Origin of the sequence: uncultured Tenacibaculum sp. (genome assembly GCF_947504135.1) — a bacterium.
GTDB lineage: Bacteria > Bacteroidota > Bacteroidia > Flavobacteriales > Flavobacteriaceae > Polaribacter.
In genome coordinates, this window is the sequence record NZ_CANNGG010000003.1 from 1 (window position 1) to 18,792 (window position 18,792).

Sequence of the window (18,792 nt, forward strand, 5' to 3'; positions counted from 1 at the left end):
GGTTCCGGTACACACATTGGTACTTCCCGCAATGCTTCCTCCCACCGAAGTCGGATCTACAGTAATGGTTGCTGTAGTTGAAGCTACCTCTGTACAAGCCCCACTTTGTACGACCGCACGGTATTGCGTGGTGGTGGTAAGGTTGGTTGCTGTTAAGGTCGTGGTAGTATTGGCAATATCGGTATCGGTCGCAAAGTTATCGGTAGAACTTTCCCAACGGATGATATTACCTGTTTCTCCACTTAAGGTTAATATGGTAGAATTGGTTCCCGTACACACATTGGTACTTCCCGCAATGCTTCCTCCCACCGAAGTCGGATCTACAGTAATGGTTGCTGTAGCAGAAGTCGCTTCTGCACAGGCACCACTTTGTACGATTGCACGGTATTGCGTGGTGGTGGTAAGGTTGGTTGCTGTTAAGGTCGTAGTGGTATTGGCAATATCGGTATCAGTGGTAAAGTTATCGGTAGAACTTTCCCAACGGATGATATTTCCTGTCTGTCCACTTAGGGTCAATGTTGTTGAATTGGTTCCGGTACACACATTGGTACTTCCCGCAATGCTTCCTCCCACTGAAGTCGGATCTACAGTAATGGTTGCTGTAGTTGAAGTTGCTTCTGCACAGGCACCACTTTGTACGACCGCACGGTATTGCGTGGTGGTGGTAAGGTTGGTTGCTGTTAAGGTCGTAGTGGTATTGGCAATATCGGTATCAGTCGCAAAGTTATCGGTAGAACTTTCCCAACGGATGATATTTCCTGTCTGTCCACTTAGGGTCAGTGTTGTTGAATTGGTTCCGGTACACACATTGGTACTTCCCGCAATGCTTCCTCCCACCGAAGTCGGATCTACAGTAATGGTTGCTGTAGCAGAAGTAGCTTCAGTACAGGCACCACTTTGTACGATTGCACGGTATTGCGTGGTGGTGGTAAGGTTGGTTGCTGTTAAGGTCGTGGTAGTATTGGCGATATCGGTATCAGTCGCAAAGTTATCGGTAGAACTTTCCCAACGGATGATATTTCCTGTTTGTCCACTTAGGGTCAATGTTGTTGAATTGGTTCCGGTACACACATTGGTACTTCCCGCAATGCTTCCTCCCACCGAAGTCGGATCTACAGTAATGGTTGCTGTAGCAGAAGTTGCTTCTGCACAGGCACCACTTTGTACGACCGCACGGTATTGCGTGGTGGTGGTAAGGTTGGTAACTGTTAAGGTCGTGGTAGTATTGGCGATATCGGTATCAGTCGCAAAGTTATCGGTAGAACTTTCCCAACGGATGATATTTCCTGTTTCTCCACTTAAGGTTAATATGGTAGAATTGGTTCCGGTACACACATTGGTACTTCCCGCAATGCTTCCTCCCACCGAAGTCGGATCTACAGTAATGGTTGCTGTAGCAGAAGTCGCTTCTGCACAGGCACCACTTTGTACGATTGCACGGTATTGCGTGGTGGTGGTAAGGTTGGTTGCTGTTAAGGTCGTGGTAGTATTGGCAATATCGGTATCGGTCGCAAAGTTATCCGTAGAACTTTCCCAACGGATGATATTACCTGTTTCTCCACTTAAGGTTAATATGGTAGAATTGGTACCAGTACACACATTGGTACTTCCCGCAATGCTTCCTCCCACCGAAGTAGGATCTACAGTAATGGTTGCTGTAGCTGAAGCTACCTCTGTACAAGCCCCACTTTGTACGACCGCACGGTATTGCGTGGTGGTGGTAAGGTTGGTTGCTATTAAGGTCGTAGTGGTATTGGCGATATCGGTATCGGTGGTAAAGTTATCGGTAGAACTTTCCCAACGAATGATATTTCCTGTCTGTCCACTTAGACTCAATGTTGTTGAATTGGTACCAGTACACACATTGGTACTTCCCGCAATACTTCCTCCCTCCGAAGTAGGATCTACAGTAATGGTTGCTGTAGCAGAAGTCGCTTCTGCACAGGCACCACTTTGTACGACCGCACGGTATTGCGTGGTGGTGGTAAGGTTGGTAGCTGTTAAGGTCGTGGTAGTATTGGCGATATCGGTATCAGTCGCAAAGTTATCGGTAGAACTTTCCCAACGAATGATATTTCCTGTATATCCACTTAGTGTAAGTGTTGTAGAATTCGTTCCCGTACACACATTGGTACTTCCTGCAATGCTTCCACCCTCCGAAGTAGGATCTACGGTAAGAGATACTTCATTTGAAGTTAAAATCTGGCAGGTGTTAAGAGTACTAGTTACTATCAACCTATATTTATTAGTAGAAACTGTTACTGGTGGGTTGGTTAAAGTTAATGATGGAGTAGTTGCATTGCTGTATATTCCTCCATTAGAAATATCATTCCAAGCTCCAGCACCTGCAATTTGTTCTTGCCATTGATATACTAACCCTGTTGTAGTACTTGTGCTACCACTGTAATCAGGCGTAGTAGATGGAGCACTCCCTATATAAGTAGTTGTACTTAAAGAGCTTGCTGCGGCTGTAAAAGTAACATTGCTCCCTAAACATATAGTGCTATCACTTGGTTGTGTGTCCATTTGTATTTGAGTAGCAACAATTTCATTACCTGTGGTCTCTTGTCCTTGATCATCTCCTATATCTGCTGCTCCAGAATCATTTACAAGGTTAGGAACTCCGTTTGCGTCAACTCCCCCATTAGCCACATAATCTATCCTATCATCTCCATCTAAATGTGATGATAAAACATCTTCGTCTCCTTCTATCGCATCAGGACAATCATCTCCATCAGAATCAACGTCATAAGGGTTAGTATCACCATCTGTATCAGAATCTAAAACCGAATAATTTAAAGAAGCTGTAAAAGTATCATTTGTTTCTATGATGTTAAAAAGTCCATTAGCTCCACTTCCCGAATTAGCCCCATCTATTCTACCATCATTATTTGAATCGGCTACTCCTGTTTCATTTAAAACACCAGACTCAACAATATCAAGTATTCCATCATTATCAGAGTCTAAATCTAATTGATTACTTATTCCATCTCCATCAGCGTCACATATATTACTTGCATATAAACTCCCTTTTAACTCTTCTGGTCCAGGCCCTACTTGATTAACAATTCTAAACGTGTTATTAGCTGAAGGAGTCCACGTTATTGTGTTAAAAGGCTCTCCCGATTGTGCTACCATTGGTTCCAGAACTGTTGAAGTTGTTGTTCTTGAACCTAATAAAGTAATCACTCCAAACTCATCTATAATCAACCTCAATCTAGGCAAACCATTACTATTAGGATTCCAAGGTGTAGTTATGAAAGCATTATCAGATTGAAATCTGAAATAAACTTCTCCTGTGCCTAAAGCTCCGTTTTCAAACTCTAATATTGAAGGGTGCACTGGAGTTCCATTAACAAACATTTGAAAAGAATTGTCTAACTCTAACAAGTCTAACTTAGCAAAACCTGTATCAGCATGAGTTATCACTACCTCTCTATCTCCTGATGCATTTGCTGAAGGAAGCAACGTAGTTGTTGCATTAGTACAATATTCTTCAGTATCAGGTATCCCGTCATTATCATCATCTAAATCACAAATATCATCAATTCCATCACCATCTGAATCATTTATACCAAGTGTACATATGTCTCCCGTAGGAGTACTTACAGTATTTGAATCAACAGATTGATTAGTTGTAACACCACCAGTAACAATAGGATACTCTACTGTCCCTGTATTATTAATAGTAGCTGGTAACGTTCTTCCATAATCTACTGTTACTCTAAACGTGATAGTAACAGGACTACCAATAGTAACCACTCCATCTGGCTGAGTACTCGAGTGTATTTCTGTAGCTGTAGTGTACGGCATATTACCACCTACATCAGCTATCGAAACCCCGTTTAACTGAGTTGAATTTGCTACATAAGTTGTTGAAGCTGGTATTGCATCTATAAACGTAGTATTAGATGCTGATAAATTACCGGTATTATTTACCACTATAGTATATTCTAACACATCTCCGCTTAAAGCTATAACAGCAGGATCTGCCGATTTTGTTATGTTTTTTACAGATTTGGTAGCTGATAAAATTGGGTTGTAGGTTGGTGTAGAGCAAGACCCCATATCATATACACCTGGCGATGCTGTACCTATAAAAGTTCCTGATAATGTTGGTGACGAAAAGTCTATAGAATAGATATTACTAGTTCCATCTCCATTAGATGTACTCGTGATCATATTTCCACTGCTATCGAAAGCCACCCCAGTTGCTCCATTAGGCCCCACATTACCTAGATTTTGTGCTACTAATGTATTCGTGTTTATTATAAATAAATAAGAAGCTCCACTACCTCCTACTGAAGCATACCAATGTAAGCGACCATTACCATCAAAAGCTAAATCTCCTGCTACTAATGTAGCTCCAATAGTATCTGTACCAAAGTTTAGAGCACCTAAATCGGTAGCAGTACCCGACCCTTTCTCTATTACTCGTAAATGATATGAAGTATCAATATAGTATACATCTCCATCAGCATTCGCTCCTTGACCAACTAATTGATTTGGTAACGTAGCCCCTTCAGACACTTGAGTTGAGCCATCTGAACTATACAAAGGAAATGATGCTGAAGCATCATCGTAATACGCATTACCATCAGCACTAATTGCCAAACCACCTATTCTTTGAGGAGCTGTATATACTGGGGTCATGGTTGAACCTGTTAACGTATATAAAGAGTTACGATTACCTAATATTGAAGATGATGAACTTGCGTATACATCGTTGCATGAAACTTCATGTAATTTGCAAATATTTATTGAGAAGCTTGTAAGTGTACCCGTATACCCAGCAAGATCATCTCTGATTTGCAACACCCAATCTCCCAACGAGTTATCACCTACAAAATCATCTAAATTACCATCCGGATTATATGTTCCTGTAAGCGTATTATTATTTCCTCCATTAGGAAGAGATGTACTTGAGCTTTCATCAAATGTAACATTACTAAAACCATCACCTTGTCCATCTCTGTTAATCGATAAATCTACTGCTCTATTTATAACACCTCCAACCCTATGCACCAATCTTATTCTAAGATCAGAATTATAGGTATGAGTAATAGAAATATTCACATCTAAATCCACAATAGAAAATGAATCAGAAATTGTTACAGAAGCATAGTCTGAATAACTACTTGTATTATCAGGTATATTGTAGTTATCATTATCGGAATATATAGTGCAATCTTGCGAAAAAGATTTAGCAGACAAAAAAACCGTTAACACAAAAAAGAAAGCCTTTTTATATGTACCGATTTTAGCAATGTAGTTTTCCCCCATATTAATACATTTTATATATACAATTTTATTCCTTGAAATTCTTCAAGACTTTTATTCTTAATAAACAATAAAGTGAGATATAAAAAATCCCACACAAAAAAAAACTTAAGTTGCTGTTCTACAACCTTTTTTCTTGTGGGGGACTTCTATTTTAATAGCGTGCAAAAATAAACTTTTTTTACTCTCACTAAAATATTAGATGTAAAATTAACAGTTTAAGTCACATTATAGTTAAAAAAAATAAGTTTCATTTACCAAATCAATAAAAACTATACAAAACAATCTTTTAAAACTACTTTTAAAGAATTTAACCTTCTAACCTAAACACATATACAAATAAGTAAAAAAATGCTTTAAAACGAATAAAACAGCCTATTATTTTTTTAACACTCTTTTTAACTGCATCAAAACATAGTTGACCTCTTCAATCGTATTTAACTTACTGAACGAAAATCGTACAGAAGCTTTATGAACTTCTTCTGCATTTAAAAAAGCACTTAACACGTGCGAACCTTTATTACTACCGCTTTGACAAGCACTTCCTCCTGATGCTGCTACTCCTGATAAATCTAAATTAAACAGTAGCATTTTATCTTGAACAGGAAATCGTACATTAACAATAGTATAACTTGTTTCATCGGCTAACTCTCCATTTATTTCAGCTTTTGGCACTAGTTCTTTTACTTTTTTTACAAAGTAATTTTTCAACTCTTTAATATAGGTTTCATCTACTATCAGGTTTTCAAAAGCAATCTGCAATGCTTTTTCCATACCTATTATAGCGTGAACATTTTCGGTACTAGACCTCGCTCCTTTTTCTTGTTCTCCTCCAAAAAACATAGGTTGAATTGCTATTCCTTTTTTTACATAAGCAAAACCAACACCTTTAGGACCGTGAAATTTATGTGCGCTCGCCGCGATAAAATCAACCGGAGTTTTTTGTAAATCTATTGGATAATGTCCGATAGCTTGTACTGTATCTGAGTGAAAATAAGCATGGTGTTCTTTACACATGTTTGCCACCTCTTCAATTGGCAAAATATTACCAATTTCATTATTCACATACATTAAACTCACTAAGGTTTTTTCGTTTGACTTTTTTAAAGCCTCCCCCAAACTATCCAATACAACAGCTCCATTTTCATTTACCCTAACATAATCTACAGTTATTTTATGTTTTTTTTCTAAAAACTGTACGGTATTTAAAACAGCATGATGTTCTAACTTAGAGGTGATAATTCTTTTTACTCCTAAATGCAAGACTGCATTTTGTAAGATTAAATTATCTGCTTCAGTTCCGCCTGCGGTAAAAATAATTTCACTTGCCGTTACATTAAAATGTTTCGCAATATTTTTTCTTGCTGTTTCTACAGCAGCTTTTGCCTTTCTTCCGTATTGATGAGTTGAAGACGGATTTCCGAAATTAGCAAGCATCGATTCTTGCATTACACTTACCACCTCTGGCAACATAGGTGTGGTAGCCGCATTATCTAAATACACTGAATTCATACTACAAAAGTAAAGTTTTATATTAGATAGTTAGATTTTTGGAATTTTAGATTAAAAAAAACGAGATTACTAACACTCACCTTTTTAGTTTAACATCTAGAAACCCCTAAGCAACTAAACCTATAAACAATTAAACTCACCTATTTAATTCTGATATACGTACACCTCAGTGGCTCCTTGTCCGTACTTTTGATAAGAAGCATCGTAATACTTCACCCGATAATTATTTAATAAATACTGAAGTTCTGTTTTTAACACACCATCACCCACACCATGTATCAACACTAGTTTTGATATTTTTTTTGAGATACAGTACTCTAGTTTTTGTTTTGCTATATCTAATTGAAGTGATAAAATATCATAATTATCCATTCCTCGTGTTGATTTCACAAGCTTTTCGGCATGCAAATCAACTTCCATAACGGTTTCATTTCTATCTTTTACAAAAAGGGATTTTTTAGACGTTTTTTTAGATTGTGTTTTCGCCTTTAACATCGGGTTGTTAATATCTGAATACTTACTTAATTCATTTTGATCAACTTCAATCTTTACCAATTCATTTTTAAAAAAACGGTACTCCATTCCATCAGCATCTTTAACAAAAACTTCTTCATTAGTAATTTTTGTTACGATTCCTCTAATATCAGCGTCAATCACAGCTACTTTATTACCGATTTCTAAACACATTCTTAACCTTTATTTAATTAGCTAAAAGGGCTTTAGCTTGTATTTTTGCTACAATCACAACACACTGCAAAAGAACTGAAAATAAATGATTAACACTAAAAATATCAATACAAAAGTTTTCTTTGAGGAAGCTAGAAAAGAGTTAACCCTTACCGAAGACCGAAAAGATTTATTACTTGAAATAATAGATACTATTTATGAAGAGTATCTTGACAGAGAAAAAATAAATTTAAATTTTATTTGTACTCATAATTCTCGTAGAAGTCAGTTTGCACAAGTATGGAGTTTTTTTGCTATTGAATATTTTAACTTAAAGAATATGTTTACCTATTCTGGCGGAACAGAAACCACTTCTTTTCATAGAAATACAGTGAAATGTTTACAAAAAACTGGTTTTATTTTTAACGTTGTTGATTTTTCTCATCAGAATCCAAGATATTTAATTTCTTTTAATGAAACTAAAAAATCAATTTTAGGTTTTTCTAAGTTATATGATCATCCTCAAAACAGTTATCCTTTTGTCGCTATAACTACTTGTGATAATGCCGACCAAAACTGCCCATATATACCTGATGCTATTGAACGTTTTCATCTACCTTATAAAGACCCTAAAACATCTGACAATACTGATTTGACAGACGAAACATACTTAGAAACAAGTAAACAAATTGCTGGTGAATTATTTTTTATTTTTGAAGATATTAAAAATAGGTTACCCGAAGAACTACACTTCTAACTCCTTATCATAAGGAATGCTTTTTAAAATGTGATTTATTACATTAATACGAGCTGCTGTTTTTCTATTAGCACGAATAACTTTCCAAGGAGAAGCTTCTGTATTTGTTTTAGAAAACATTGCTTTTTTATACTTGGTATAATCATCCCATAATTCTTGTGCTTTTTCATCTACAGGAGTCATTTTCCATTGTTTAAGCGGATCGTTTTTAATATCGTTAAATCGTTTTGCTTGTTCCTTTTTATTGATAGACATATAAATTTTCACCAAGCGTATACCTGATTCTAAAATCATACGTTCAAAATCATTTACTTGATTCATAAATATTTGATATTCTTCTTGAGTACAAAATCCATTCACAGGCTCTACTACTGCTCTATTATACCAGCTACGATCAAAAAATAAGATTTCTCCTGCCTTTGGAAACTGCTCTACATAACGTTGAAAATACCATTGTGTTTTTTGATCTTCACTAGGTTTTGGTAAAGCTACAATTCGCATATGACGTGGATTAATCCGCTCAGTAATTCTACGAATCGCCCCTCCTTTCCCTGCTGCATCACGACCTTCAAAAATCACTATAATTCGTTCATTTTCTCTAATAGCCCACGCTTGTAAACGAATCAACTCTACTTGTAATTTTTTTAACTTTCGTTCGTAATCTACATATCGAATTGCTCTTTCTATATTAAAAGGTTTCGACAACAAAGCTTTTAAACCTCGTGTACTATTTAGTTTATTTACGTCTCTTTGGGTTAATTTTCTCATTCTTAATCTAACTGCTTTACTGAACGATAATAGCGCATTACAACATTAGGATCTGGTGTTAAAATAGTTTGCGCTTCATTTTTTCCATCATAATTAAACTGTGTTAATACATGACGCATACATTCTACTCTTGCCTCTTTTTTATTATTTGTTTTAACAACAATCCAAGGGCTGTACGCAGTATGTGTTCTACTAAACATTTCATCTTTATAAAAAGTATACTCATCCCAAAGCTCTTGTCCTCTTTTATCTACAGGGCTGAACTTCCAACGCTTTAAAGGATTATTATTCCTAGAATTAAATCGACGTAACTGTTCTTCTTTTGAAATTGATAACCAAAATTTTATCACAACAACTCCATCTTCATATAACATATGTTCAAACTCTGGCACTTGCACCAAAAATTTTTTATATTGATCATCTGTACAAAACCCCATTACAGGCTCAACTACAGCTCTGTTATACCAACTTCTATCAAAAAAAACAATCTCTCCTGGGTTTGGTAATTCTTTTATATATCGTTGAAAATACCATTGACCTTTTTCAACTTCAGTCGGTTTATTTAAAGCTACTAAACGTGTAGAACGAGGATTTAAGTGTTCCATAAATCTACGTATGCTTCCTCCTTTTCCTGCCGCATCTCTTCCTTCAAAAATCACAGCTACTCTTTTATTTTTCTTCGCAATCCATTGCTGAAGTTTTACTAACTCAATTTGAAGTTTTCTTAACTCTTCTTCATAATCTAACTTCACTTGAACTTTCGCTATAGAAATTCCTTTTTTTCTAATCTTAGCCAAAAGTTCTTCGTTGGTAGAAACACTTTCAAAATCTTCAATCGTTAATACAGATTCTTTACTCATAAAGCCACTAATTATCCTTCTTAATAATTTAACCTAGGTTGTGCTAAAATAATACGATATTTACAGCTATGAAAAAAAACACAACACTTTTATTCATCTTATTTTCACTTACTATCTTCTCGCAACGAAAATATACCAAAGAGTTCAGTTTCTTAAACGACAATGACTTATACACTTCCACTTATTACGACAGATACTACACAAACGGTGTATTTTTAACGTATCGTTATCTTAGTGAAAAACAATTTCAAAATATTGAAAAAAAAAGCTACGAAATTCAACTTGGACACCATATGTATACACCTTTTAAGGCTGTTGTTGAAACTGTAGAAGAACATGATCGACCTTTTGCTGGATATCTCTATGGAAGCTTTGGCATCAATTATTTCTTCAAAAATGAATCAATCTTAAAAACATCTTTACAGGTTGGTAGTATTGGTTCATCTTCTTTTAGCGAGGAACTGCAAGATTTTATCCATGATATTTACGGGTTTAAAAAAGCTACTGGTTGGAGATACCAAATAAAAGATGCTTTTGCCCTTAACTTAAAAGCAGAATACATTAAAAAACTCACCAAAGACAGCTTTTTTGATCTTAACTGGAGGAATACCGCCAGAATTGGTACCGTTTACACCGATTTATCAACCGGTTTGTACACTCGTATTGGCTTTAAACCTTTAGAAAGTATTTTAAATTCCATTGCTTTTAACGGCAATTTAAACAACCAAAACACCCAATTCCACAACAACGCGGAAGTTTTTTTATATATTAATCCCATGATTCGTTATGCAGCGTATGACGCAACCATAGAAGGAAGTTTTTTAGCTCATGGAAGCCCTGTTACTTTTGACATTCAACCTTTTGTATTCACTACCGAATTTGGAATACGTTTTACCAGTAATCGTTTTAATTTTGGTTATGCTATCAATTATCACACAAAAAAACTGAAAAGTGCTCGAGTTCCAAAAGGTAATCTTTACGGAACTATTCAATTAAATTATCAGTTTAACTAAGGTTAATATCTGGTTTAAAAAAAATAATTTTTATAATCATATAATTAAAATATATTTGTAAGTCTAATAAATAGAAAAACTATTCAATGAAATTTATCGTATCTAGCTCACAGTTATTAAAACAACTACAAGTTTTAGGAGGAGTTATAAACAGCAATAACACATTACCAATTTTAGATAATTTTTTATTTGAATTATCTGAAAATGAATTAAAAATATCTGCATCTGATCTTGAAACAACCATGTCATCAGTAATTGATGTTGAAAGTACAGATACTGGAGCCATTGCTATTAACGCTCGTTTATTGTTAGATACTTTAAAAACATTTCCTGAACAACCGCTTACTTTTAAAGTAGAAAGCGATAGTACTATTGAAATTATTTCTGAGCAAGGTAAATATGACATGGCTTATTTTAGTGGAGACGAATTCCCAAAAGCTGTGGAACTACCTTCACCTAGTAGTACTGAAATTCCATCAAACATTTTAGCAACTGCTATTTCTAAAACTATTTTTGCTGCAGGAAACGATGATTTACGCCCTGTAATGAGCGGTGTGTTTTTCCAGTTTAACTCTAAAGAATTAACATTTGTAGCTACAGATGCTCATAAATTAGTAAAATATACACGTACAGATATTACCGCTGAAAAATCAGCAGAATTCATTATGCCAAAAAAACCTTTAAACTTATTAAAAGGAATTTTAGGTGGTTCTGAAAATAACGTTACTATTGAATATAATGACACCAATGCTAAGTTTACTTTTGACAACGTAGTATTGATCTGTCGTTTAATTGACGGGAAATATCCTAATTACGAAGCGGTAATTCCAAAAGAGAACCCTAACAAATTAACAGTCGATAGAGCTTCTTTCTTAAACTCTGTTCGTCGTGTTTCTATTTTCTCTAGTAAAACAACACATCAAATTCGTTTAAAAATGGCAGGAACTGAGCTAAATATTTCTGCGGAAGATTTAGACTACTCAAACAAAGCTGATGAGCGTTTACATTGTGATTACCAGGGAGATGACATGCAAATTGGATTTAACTCTCGTTTTTTAAGTGAAATGTTAAATAACTTAAATTCTAACGATGTTTTAATTGAAATGAGTTTACCTAATAGAGCTGGAATTTTAACTCCAATTGACGGAACAGAAGAAGGTGAACTAGTCACTATGCTAGTTATGCCTGTAATGTTAAACGGATAGAAAAAAACAACTTACACTATTATAAAAGCCACAATATCAACACCTGTGGCTTTTTTGTTTTTTATAACACCTTTCACTTTCAAAAACGATAAATAATTGTAAATTTACCTCTTTCAAACTTTATAAATAATAATGGGTAGAATTATTGCAATTGCAAATCAAAAAGGTGGTGTAGGTAAAACTACAACATCTGTAAACTTAGCTGCGGCTTTAGGTGTTTTAGAAAAAAAAGTATTATTAATTGATGCTGATCCCCAAGCAAATGCTACTTCTGGTTTAGGTTTAGATGTTGAAAATGTAGAAGTTGGAACCTATCAGGTTTTAGAGCATACAATTCCGACTAAAGACACAATTATAAAAACAGAATCTCCTAATGTTGATTTAATCCCTGCTCATATTGACTTAGTCGCTATTGAAATTGAATTAGTAGATAAGCAACAACGTGAATACATGCTTAACAAAGCTTTAGAAGATATTAAAGATGAGTACGATTATATTTTAATAGACTGTGCTCCTTCTTTAGGTTTAATCACATTAAATTCACTTGTAGCAGCAGACTCTGTTGTTATTCCTATTCAGTGTGAATACTTCGCTTTGGAAGGTTTAGGTAAATTATTAAACACCATTAAAAGCGTTCAAAAAATTCACAATCCTGATTTAGAAATTGAAGGTTTGTTATTAACTATGTTCGATTCTCGTTTACGTTTGTCTAATCAAGTAGTTGATGAAGTTCGTAAACACTTCAGTTCTATGGTTTTTGAAACAATTGTACATCGAAATACCCGTTTAAGTGAAGCACCTAGTTACGGAGAAAGTATAATTTCATACGATGCAACCTCTAAAGGTGCCGTAAATTACTTAAATTTGGCGAACGAAATTTTAACTAAAAACGCATAATAAAGATACATGGCAAAAGCAACGAAAAAACAAGCTTTAGGTAGAGGTTTATCCGCTTTATTAAAAGAAACTGCGGAAGTAAATTCAGCAGAAGATAAAAACGCAGATAAATTAGTTGGAAATATTATTGAAATCGACATTAACTCGATTGAAGTAAACCCATACCAACCTAGAACTTATTTTGATGAAGAAGCTTTGCGTGAATTAGCCAGTTCTATCAAAGAGTTAGGGGTAATTCAACCTATTACTGTTCGTAAATTATCGAGCGATCAATTCCAATTAGTTTCCGGTGAGCGTCGTTTTAGAGCCTCTAAACTTATTGGAAACAAAACAGTTCCTGCATACATTCGTTTAGCCAACGATCAGGAGATGTTAGAAATGGCGTTGGTAGAAAACATCCAACGTAAAAACTTAGACCCTATTGAAGTTGCCCTTTCATATCAACGTTTAATTGATGAAATTCAATTAACACAAGAAGAATTGAGTACACGTGTAGGTAAAAAACGTTCAACAGTTACCAACTACTTACGTTTATTAAAATTAGATCCGATTATTCAAACAGGAATGCGTGACGGATTTATCTCAATGGGTCATGGTCGTGCATTGATTAATGTTGATAGCACTACAGATCAGTTAAACATTTACGAAAAAATTGTTCGTGACAAACTATCTGTTCGTCAAACTGAAGAATTGGTTAAAAACTTAAAAGCGGGTACTGTTGCTAAAGCCGCTAAAAAGAAAGTTTTACCTAATTATATTTCTGAAAGCGTAAAAGATATCAGCGATTATTTCGGGCATAAAATTGATGTAACTGTTAACAATCGTGGTAAAGGAAAAATATCTATTCCTTTTCACTCAGAAGAAGACTTTAACCGTATTAAAAACTTATTAAAGTAATTGAACATACGTGTAATCATATTCGCTTTTTTTAGTCTTTTTTTGTTTCAAAATACTTTTGCTCAAAAAGATTCTATTGCTGTAAGAGCTAAACAACTTCAGTTATCAAGCGACAAATACAATCCACTCTCTCCATCTAAAGCAGCATTTTATTCTGCTATTTTTCCAGGAGGTGGACAGATATACAATAAAAAATATTGGAAAGCTCCAATAGTTTGGGCAGCTATGGGTACAAGTGTCTATTTTTATTTAGACAATAGCGATCAGTACGATCGATACAGAACAGCTTTTAAGCTAAGAAGTCAAGGGTTATCTGATGAATTCAATGGTAAGGACGGAAATCCATTTATATCAACACCTGGATTAGAATCTGCTCAAAAAACCTTACGCAAAAACAGAGATTTATCATTATTAACTGGGGTACTTTTATACGTTTTACAAATTGTAGAAGCTAGTGTAAATGCACATTTATTGCAATTTGATACCGATGACAGTTTATCTGTAAGACCTGTAATAACTCCAGATCCCTTATTTATTGAAGCGCCAAAAGTTGGTTTAACACTAAAATATTCTTTTTAAAATGAAAATAGCCTTACTTGGTTATGGTAGAATGGGTAAAGAAATCGAAAAGATTGCTTTACAGAGAGGACACGAGATCGTTATTAAATCTACAGGAGAAAATACTTATGATATAAACGAAGCTGATGTAGCTATTGATTTTAGTGTACCTGCTTCTGCTTATAGCAATATCAGCAACTGTATTAACAATAACATCCCTGTAGTTTCAGGAACTACTGGCTGGTTAGATAAATACAATGAAATTGTTGATTTATGCAACGAAAAAGGTGGTGCTTTTATCTATGCTTCAAACTTTAGTTTAGGAGTAAATGTTTTTTTTGAGTTAAATAAGCAACTGGCTAAGATGATGAGTACGCTTGAGCAATACAATATTGTTATCGAAGAAATTCATCACACACAAAAATTAGACGCTCCAAGTGGTACTGCTATTACTTTAGCTGAAGGAATTATTGAAAACACCAATAAAAAAGCTTGGGAGTTAGACGAAAAAACTTCCGAAGAAAATATTCCGATTACAGCAATTAGAACTCCAGATGTACCAGGTACTCACACTGTAACTTATAGTTCTGAAGTAGATACAATTGACATAAAACACACAGCACACAACCGACAAGGTTTTGCTTTAGGAGCCGTTATTGCCGCTGAATGGTTACATAACAAAACAGGTGTTTACACCATGAGAGATGTGTTAAACTTAGGTTAATACCTTAACAATAAGCAGCTAAAAAGCACAAATAAGCTTAGAATTACATTCCTGAAAAGGAAAACAAAATATACAGATTATGACATTTACTGAATGGTTTTTATTCTTCTTATTCATACAAGTTGTTCATTTTTTAGGTACTTGGAAGCTATACACACGAGCTGGTAAAAAAGCTTGGGAGGCTGCTGTACCTGTATACAACGCCATAGTACTAATGCAAATTATTAATCGCCCTAAATGGTGGGTGATTTTATTATTCGTTCCTATTGTAAACCTACTTATGTTTCCAATAGTATGGATTGAAACTTGTAGAAGTTTTGGCTTCAACAAAAAGCCAGACTCTATTTTAACTGTTCTTACTTTAGGCTTGTACATTTATTATATTAATTATTTTACAGATGCAAAACACATTGAAAACAGAAGTTTAAAACCAAGGTCTCCTTTAGGTGAATGGATAAGTTCTATTGCTTTCGCTATTATAGCCGCTACTTTAGTGCATACTTATTTTATGCAGCCATACACTATTCCTACTTCTTCGTTAGAAAAAACATTGTTAGTAGGTGATTATTTATTTGTTAGCAAGTTTCATTACGGTGCTCGCGTACCTATGACTACCGTTGCTGCACCAATGGCACATGATACCATTCCTGTATTAGGAACAAAATCATTTTTATCTGACGATAAAAACAAAGATGGTTTATTAAACAAACTATCATTACCATACATGCGTTTGCCTGGTTTCCAAAAAATTAAGCGTAACGATATTGTTGTTTTCAGCTGGCCTTCAGACTCGCTAGCTACGATGTGGGGAGACAACTCAGGTAATTTTACCTATAAACCAATTGACAAACGTACAAACTATGTAAAACGTGCTGTAGGAATTCCTGGTGATAGCCTAGAAGTACGCGATGGATATGTTTTTATCAATGGAGAAAGAACTGTATTACCCGACAGAGCTAAACCACAGTGGCATTTTATAGTTGACACCAACGGAGAAAAATTTAGTCAAGGTGCTCTTTCAAGATACAATATTAGAGAAGGAGGAACAACCAACGATGGTAAGTATTATCTAAATTTAACAGATGACGAAGCAGCTTTGGTTGCCAAAAACCCTATTGTTAAAAGCATTGAAAAATACTTAACGCCTAAAGGGTTTTATGATGAATCTGTTTTTCCTCATGATCCAAGATATGCTTGGTCTTCTGATAATTTTGGTCCTATTTATATTCCTAAAAAAGGAGTTACCGTAGAGCTAAACGCTAAAACAATTCCGTTTTACGAGCAAATTATCCGAAGATACGAAAACAACAACCTTACTTTTATAGGTGACGATGTGTATATCAACGGAAAAAAAGCTAAAAACTACACTTTTAAACAAGATTATTACTGGATGATGGGTGACAACCGTCAACGTTCTTTAGATGCGAGAAACTGGGGCTATGTACCTTTTGACCATGTAGTAGGAAAACCTGTAATGATTTGGTTAAGTTGGGATGCTAATGCCCCTAATTTTGTTGCAAAAATAAATTCTATTCGTTGGGATAGAATGTTTACAACTGTTGGAGGTAGTGGCAGACCTGTATCTTATTTATGGTTAGTACTACTATTAATTGGAGGTTACACTGTATATAGTTTTAGAAAAAGTAAAAAGAAGAAAGCGTAATGTCACTTTTTATCCCTACTTACTTCGCTCCTATTTCTCAGTATGCAGCGATATACCAAGCAGAATCGGTTACTTTTGAACTAGAAGACAATTATCAAAAGCAAACCTATCGTAATCGATGTTATATATATGGAGCTAATGGTAAATTGGCTTTGAATATTCCTGTAAAACACAAAGCTATAGAAGGTAGAAAAAAGACTAAAGACACTTTGGTAGAAAACAATTTTCCGTGGCAACAACAGCATTACAAATCGTTACAATCTGCATATCGTTCTTCTCCTTTTTTTGAATTTTTTGAAGAGGATTTATTAAAAATCTTCAATAAAAAGTATACTTTTTTACAAGACTTAAACATCGATACCCATCTATTTGTAACAGATGCTTTACAAATAGAGCAAAACTTTGCTAAAACATCGAGTTATGAGTTAACTCCAAACAGCACAGATTATAGAGATTTAGCCATTGCAAAAAAAGGTATCGAAATAGAAATGGATACCTACATTCAAATTTTTGATGACAAACACGGGTTTATTCCTGATTTATCCATTTTAGATTTACTCTTTATGGAAGGTCCAAATACGATTAGCTTTTTAGAAAAAATTGATGTAGATTTGAAATAATCTCAACATTTACATCTTTCTATGGAGTTATTTAAAGAATTTGCACTTAATTTCCATCCCCTATCTGAAGATGGTTTAGAAAGAATTTTCAACCTTTTAACAGTAAAAAAATTCCCTAAAAACTACGAGTTAGTATCATTACATGAAACACCTGTAAACGCATACATTTTAAAATCTGGAGTTATACGCGCCTATAGTATTGAAAAAAACAAAGAGCATACTAAAACCATTTATACACCTATTATTACTTCTGGTAATTTGGGAGCTCTTATAAAAAATGAACCTTCAACATTAATTTACGAGTGTTTAACCGATTGTGAAGTCTTAGAATGTAACTATAAAGATTTTTACAATTTATCGTTACAACACCACGAGATATCAATTTTTCATTACAAGATATTGCAAAATGTTTATATAAGGGAAGAGAGCAAAATTCTAGAACTACAAATGCTAGATGCCACTCAGAGATACAAAAAACTACAAGAAAATTATCCTGGTATAGATAATTTAATCAATCAATACCATATTGCTTCTTATTTGAATATTACTCCAGTACAGTTGAGTAGAATCAGAAAAAACTCCATTTATTAACATATGTTAATGCTCAAAATTTAAAACCGTCATACATTTGTAGTGTAATTAACAAGTTACAACCCCTTAAAATATAACAGACCTAATTCCCCTTAAAATTAGGTCTGTTTTTCGCATCCTTACTTTATTTTTTTTAAGTATATTAGTTTTCTTATTATCAGCATATAACTTGTTAATTATGAATGATGATGTTAAGAATTTTCTTAATTCGTATATAAAATTACCTGATCACCTAATAACTACTTTTGAGTCATTAGTTACCTATACAGAGCTAGAACCTAATGAAATCTTTACAAAAGTGGGTGAACATCCTACTAATTTTTTTATCGTAAAAACAGGAATCATGCGTTCCTATTTATTAAATGATAATGGTATGGAAACAACTCGTGCTTTTTTTACTTCGGGGGATATTACTGGGGCTAATTCTGCAATGATGCAAAAAATTCCGTCTGAAGTAAACTACCAAGCCTTAACCAAAGTAACAGGGTATAAAGGTAATTTTCATGATTTAATAAAATTGACTTTAAAACATCATGAATTGAGTTTGTTTTACATTAAAACACTAGAAAGTGCCTACGTAAAAGCAGAGGATGTGCTCTTAAAAACTTCTAGCCTTAGTGCTACAGAAAGATATTTAGCCTTGAAAGAAAGAATTCCGAATATAGATGACTTGATTACACAAAGATATATTGCATCTTTTTTAAACATTTCACCTGTGCAACTTAGTAGAATTAAGAAAAAACTTATTGTTAATAAACTTTCTTAACATTTGTTAACAATC

16 protein-coding genes are annotated in these 18,792 nt (G+C 34.4%); 11 read left to right on the forward strand and 5 right to left on the reverse strand.

The window, feature by feature from the left end; genetic code table 11:
• The 3 genes from Q0663_RS06175 to Q0663_RS06185 all read right to left on the reverse strand — a co-directional run.
• On the reverse strand, positions 1-5,283 hold a 5,283-nt coding region (locus Q0663_RS06175), incomplete at its 3' end, for a proprotein convertase P-domain-containing protein (protein ID WP_299008110.1).
• 375 nt (positions 5,284-5,658) lie between these two features.
• A complete protein-coding gene (locus tag Q0663_RS06180) occupies positions 5,659-6,792 on the reverse strand; it encodes a cysteine desulfurase family protein (RefSeq protein WP_299008113.1) in 1,134 nt (377 codons plus the stop codon).
• Between the two features lie 144 nt (positions 6,793-6,936).
• The gene (locus Q0663_RS06185) at positions 6,937-7,479 is read right to left on the reverse strand and encodes a Smr/MutS family protein (RefSeq protein WP_299008115.1); all 543 of its coding nucleotides are present in this window, start codon (positions 7,477-7,479) and stop codon (positions 6,937-6,939) included.
• A gap of 85 nt (positions 7,480-7,564) precedes the next feature.
• Here Q0663_RS06185 and Q0663_RS06190 point away from each other — a divergent pair, with 85 nt between their 5' ends.
• Complete coding sequence (locus tag Q0663_RS06190; RefSeq protein WP_299008117.1) at positions 7,565-8,215, forward strand: hypothetical protein; 651 nt, start codon at positions 7,565-7,567, stop codon at positions 8,213-8,215.
• On the opposite strand, the gene ppk2 (Q0663_RS06195) is transcribed toward Q0663_RS06190, so the two are convergent.
• Both ppk2 (Q0663_RS06195) and ppk2 (Q0663_RS06200) read right to left on the reverse strand, forming a co-directional pair.
• Positions 8,204-8,983, reverse strand: a complete 780-nt coding sequence (gene ppk2, locus Q0663_RS06195; protein ID WP_299008120.1) for a polyphosphate kinase 2 — start codon at positions 8,981-8,983, stop codon at positions 8,204-8,206. The two genes, Q0663_RS06190 and ppk2 (Q0663_RS06195), sit on opposite strands and share 12 nt — an antisense overlap.
• A gap of 2 nt (positions 8,984-8,985) precedes the next feature.
• Positions 8,986-9,843, reverse strand: a complete 858-nt coding sequence (gene ppk2, locus Q0663_RS06200; RefSeq protein WP_299008123.1) for a polyphosphate kinase 2 — start codon at positions 9,841-9,843, stop codon at positions 8,986-8,988.
• A gap of 68 nt (positions 9,844-9,911) precedes the next feature.
• Here ppk2 (Q0663_RS06200) and Q0663_RS06205 point away from each other — a divergent pair, with 68 nt between their 5' ends.
• The 10 genes from Q0663_RS06205 to Q0663_RS06250 all read left to right on the forward strand — a co-directional run bounded on the left by Q0663_RS06205 (position 9,912) and on the right by Q0663_RS06250 (position 18,777).
• Positions 9,912-10,856 carry a lipid A deacylase LpxR family protein gene (locus tag Q0663_RS06205; RefSeq protein ID WP_299008126.1) on the forward strand — a complete coding sequence of 315 codons (945 nt, stop codon included), beginning with the start codon at positions 9,912-9,914 and terminating at the stop codon, positions 10,854-10,856.
• An 86-nt stretch (positions 10,857-10,942) separates the two neighbouring features.
• Positions 10,943-12,061: a DNA polymerase III subunit beta gene (dnaN, locus tag Q0663_RS06210; protein ID WP_299008128.1), complete on the forward strand. Its 1,119-nt coding sequence runs from the start codon at positions 10,943-10,945 to the stop codon at positions 12,059-12,061.
• A 132-nt stretch (positions 12,062-12,193) separates the two neighbouring features.
• Positions 12,194-12,958 carry an AAA family ATPase gene (locus Q0663_RS06215; protein WP_299008131.1) on the forward strand — a complete coding sequence of 255 codons (765 nt, stop codon included), beginning with the start codon at positions 12,194-12,196 and terminating at the stop codon, positions 12,956-12,958.
• A 9-nt stretch (positions 12,959-12,967) separates the two neighbouring features.
• Positions 12,968-13,855 carry a ParB/RepB/Spo0J family partition protein gene (locus Q0663_RS06220; RefSeq protein WP_299008136.1) on the forward strand — a complete coding sequence of 296 codons (888 nt, stop codon included), beginning with the start codon at positions 12,968-12,970 and terminating at the stop codon, positions 13,853-13,855.
• Positions 13,856-14,434 carry a DUF5683 domain-containing protein gene (locus Q0663_RS06225; RefSeq protein ID WP_299008141.1) on the forward strand — a complete coding sequence of 193 codons (579 nt, stop codon included), beginning with the start codon at positions 13,856-13,858 and terminating at the stop codon, positions 14,432-14,434.
• 1 nt (position 14,435) lies between these two features.
• On the forward strand, positions 14,436-15,137 hold the full coding sequence (gene dapB, locus Q0663_RS06230; RefSeq protein WP_299008144.1) for a 4-hydroxy-tetrahydrodipicolinate reductase: 702 nt from the start codon (positions 14,436-14,438) through the stop codon (positions 15,135-15,137).
• A 79-nt stretch (positions 15,138-15,216) separates the two neighbouring features.
• Positions 15,217-16,800: a signal peptidase I gene (lepB, locus tag Q0663_RS06235; protein WP_299008146.1), complete on the forward strand. Its 1,584-nt coding sequence runs from the start codon at positions 15,217-15,219 to the stop codon at positions 16,798-16,800.
• The gene (locus Q0663_RS06240) at positions 16,800-17,420 is read left to right on the forward strand and encodes a WbqC family protein (RefSeq protein ID WP_299008149.1); all 621 of its coding nucleotides are present in this window, start codon (positions 16,800-16,802) and stop codon (positions 17,418-17,420) included. The genes lepB and Q0663_RS06240 overlap by 1 nt, the downstream gene beginning before the upstream one ends.
• A 21-nt stretch (positions 17,421-17,441) precedes the next feature.
• Positions 17,442-18,011 (forward strand): Crp/Fnr family transcriptional regulator, encoded by a 570-nt coding sequence (locus Q0663_RS06245; RefSeq protein WP_299008152.1) that lies wholly within the window; start codon positions 17,442-17,444, stop codon positions 18,009-18,011.
• Between the two features lie 178 nt (positions 18,012-18,189).
• On the forward strand, positions 18,190-18,777 hold the full coding sequence (locus Q0663_RS06250) for a Crp/Fnr family transcriptional regulator (RefSeq protein WP_299008155.1): 588 nt from the start codon (positions 18,190-18,192) through the stop codon (positions 18,775-18,777).
• Positions 18,778-18,792 lie beyond the last annotated feature (15 nt).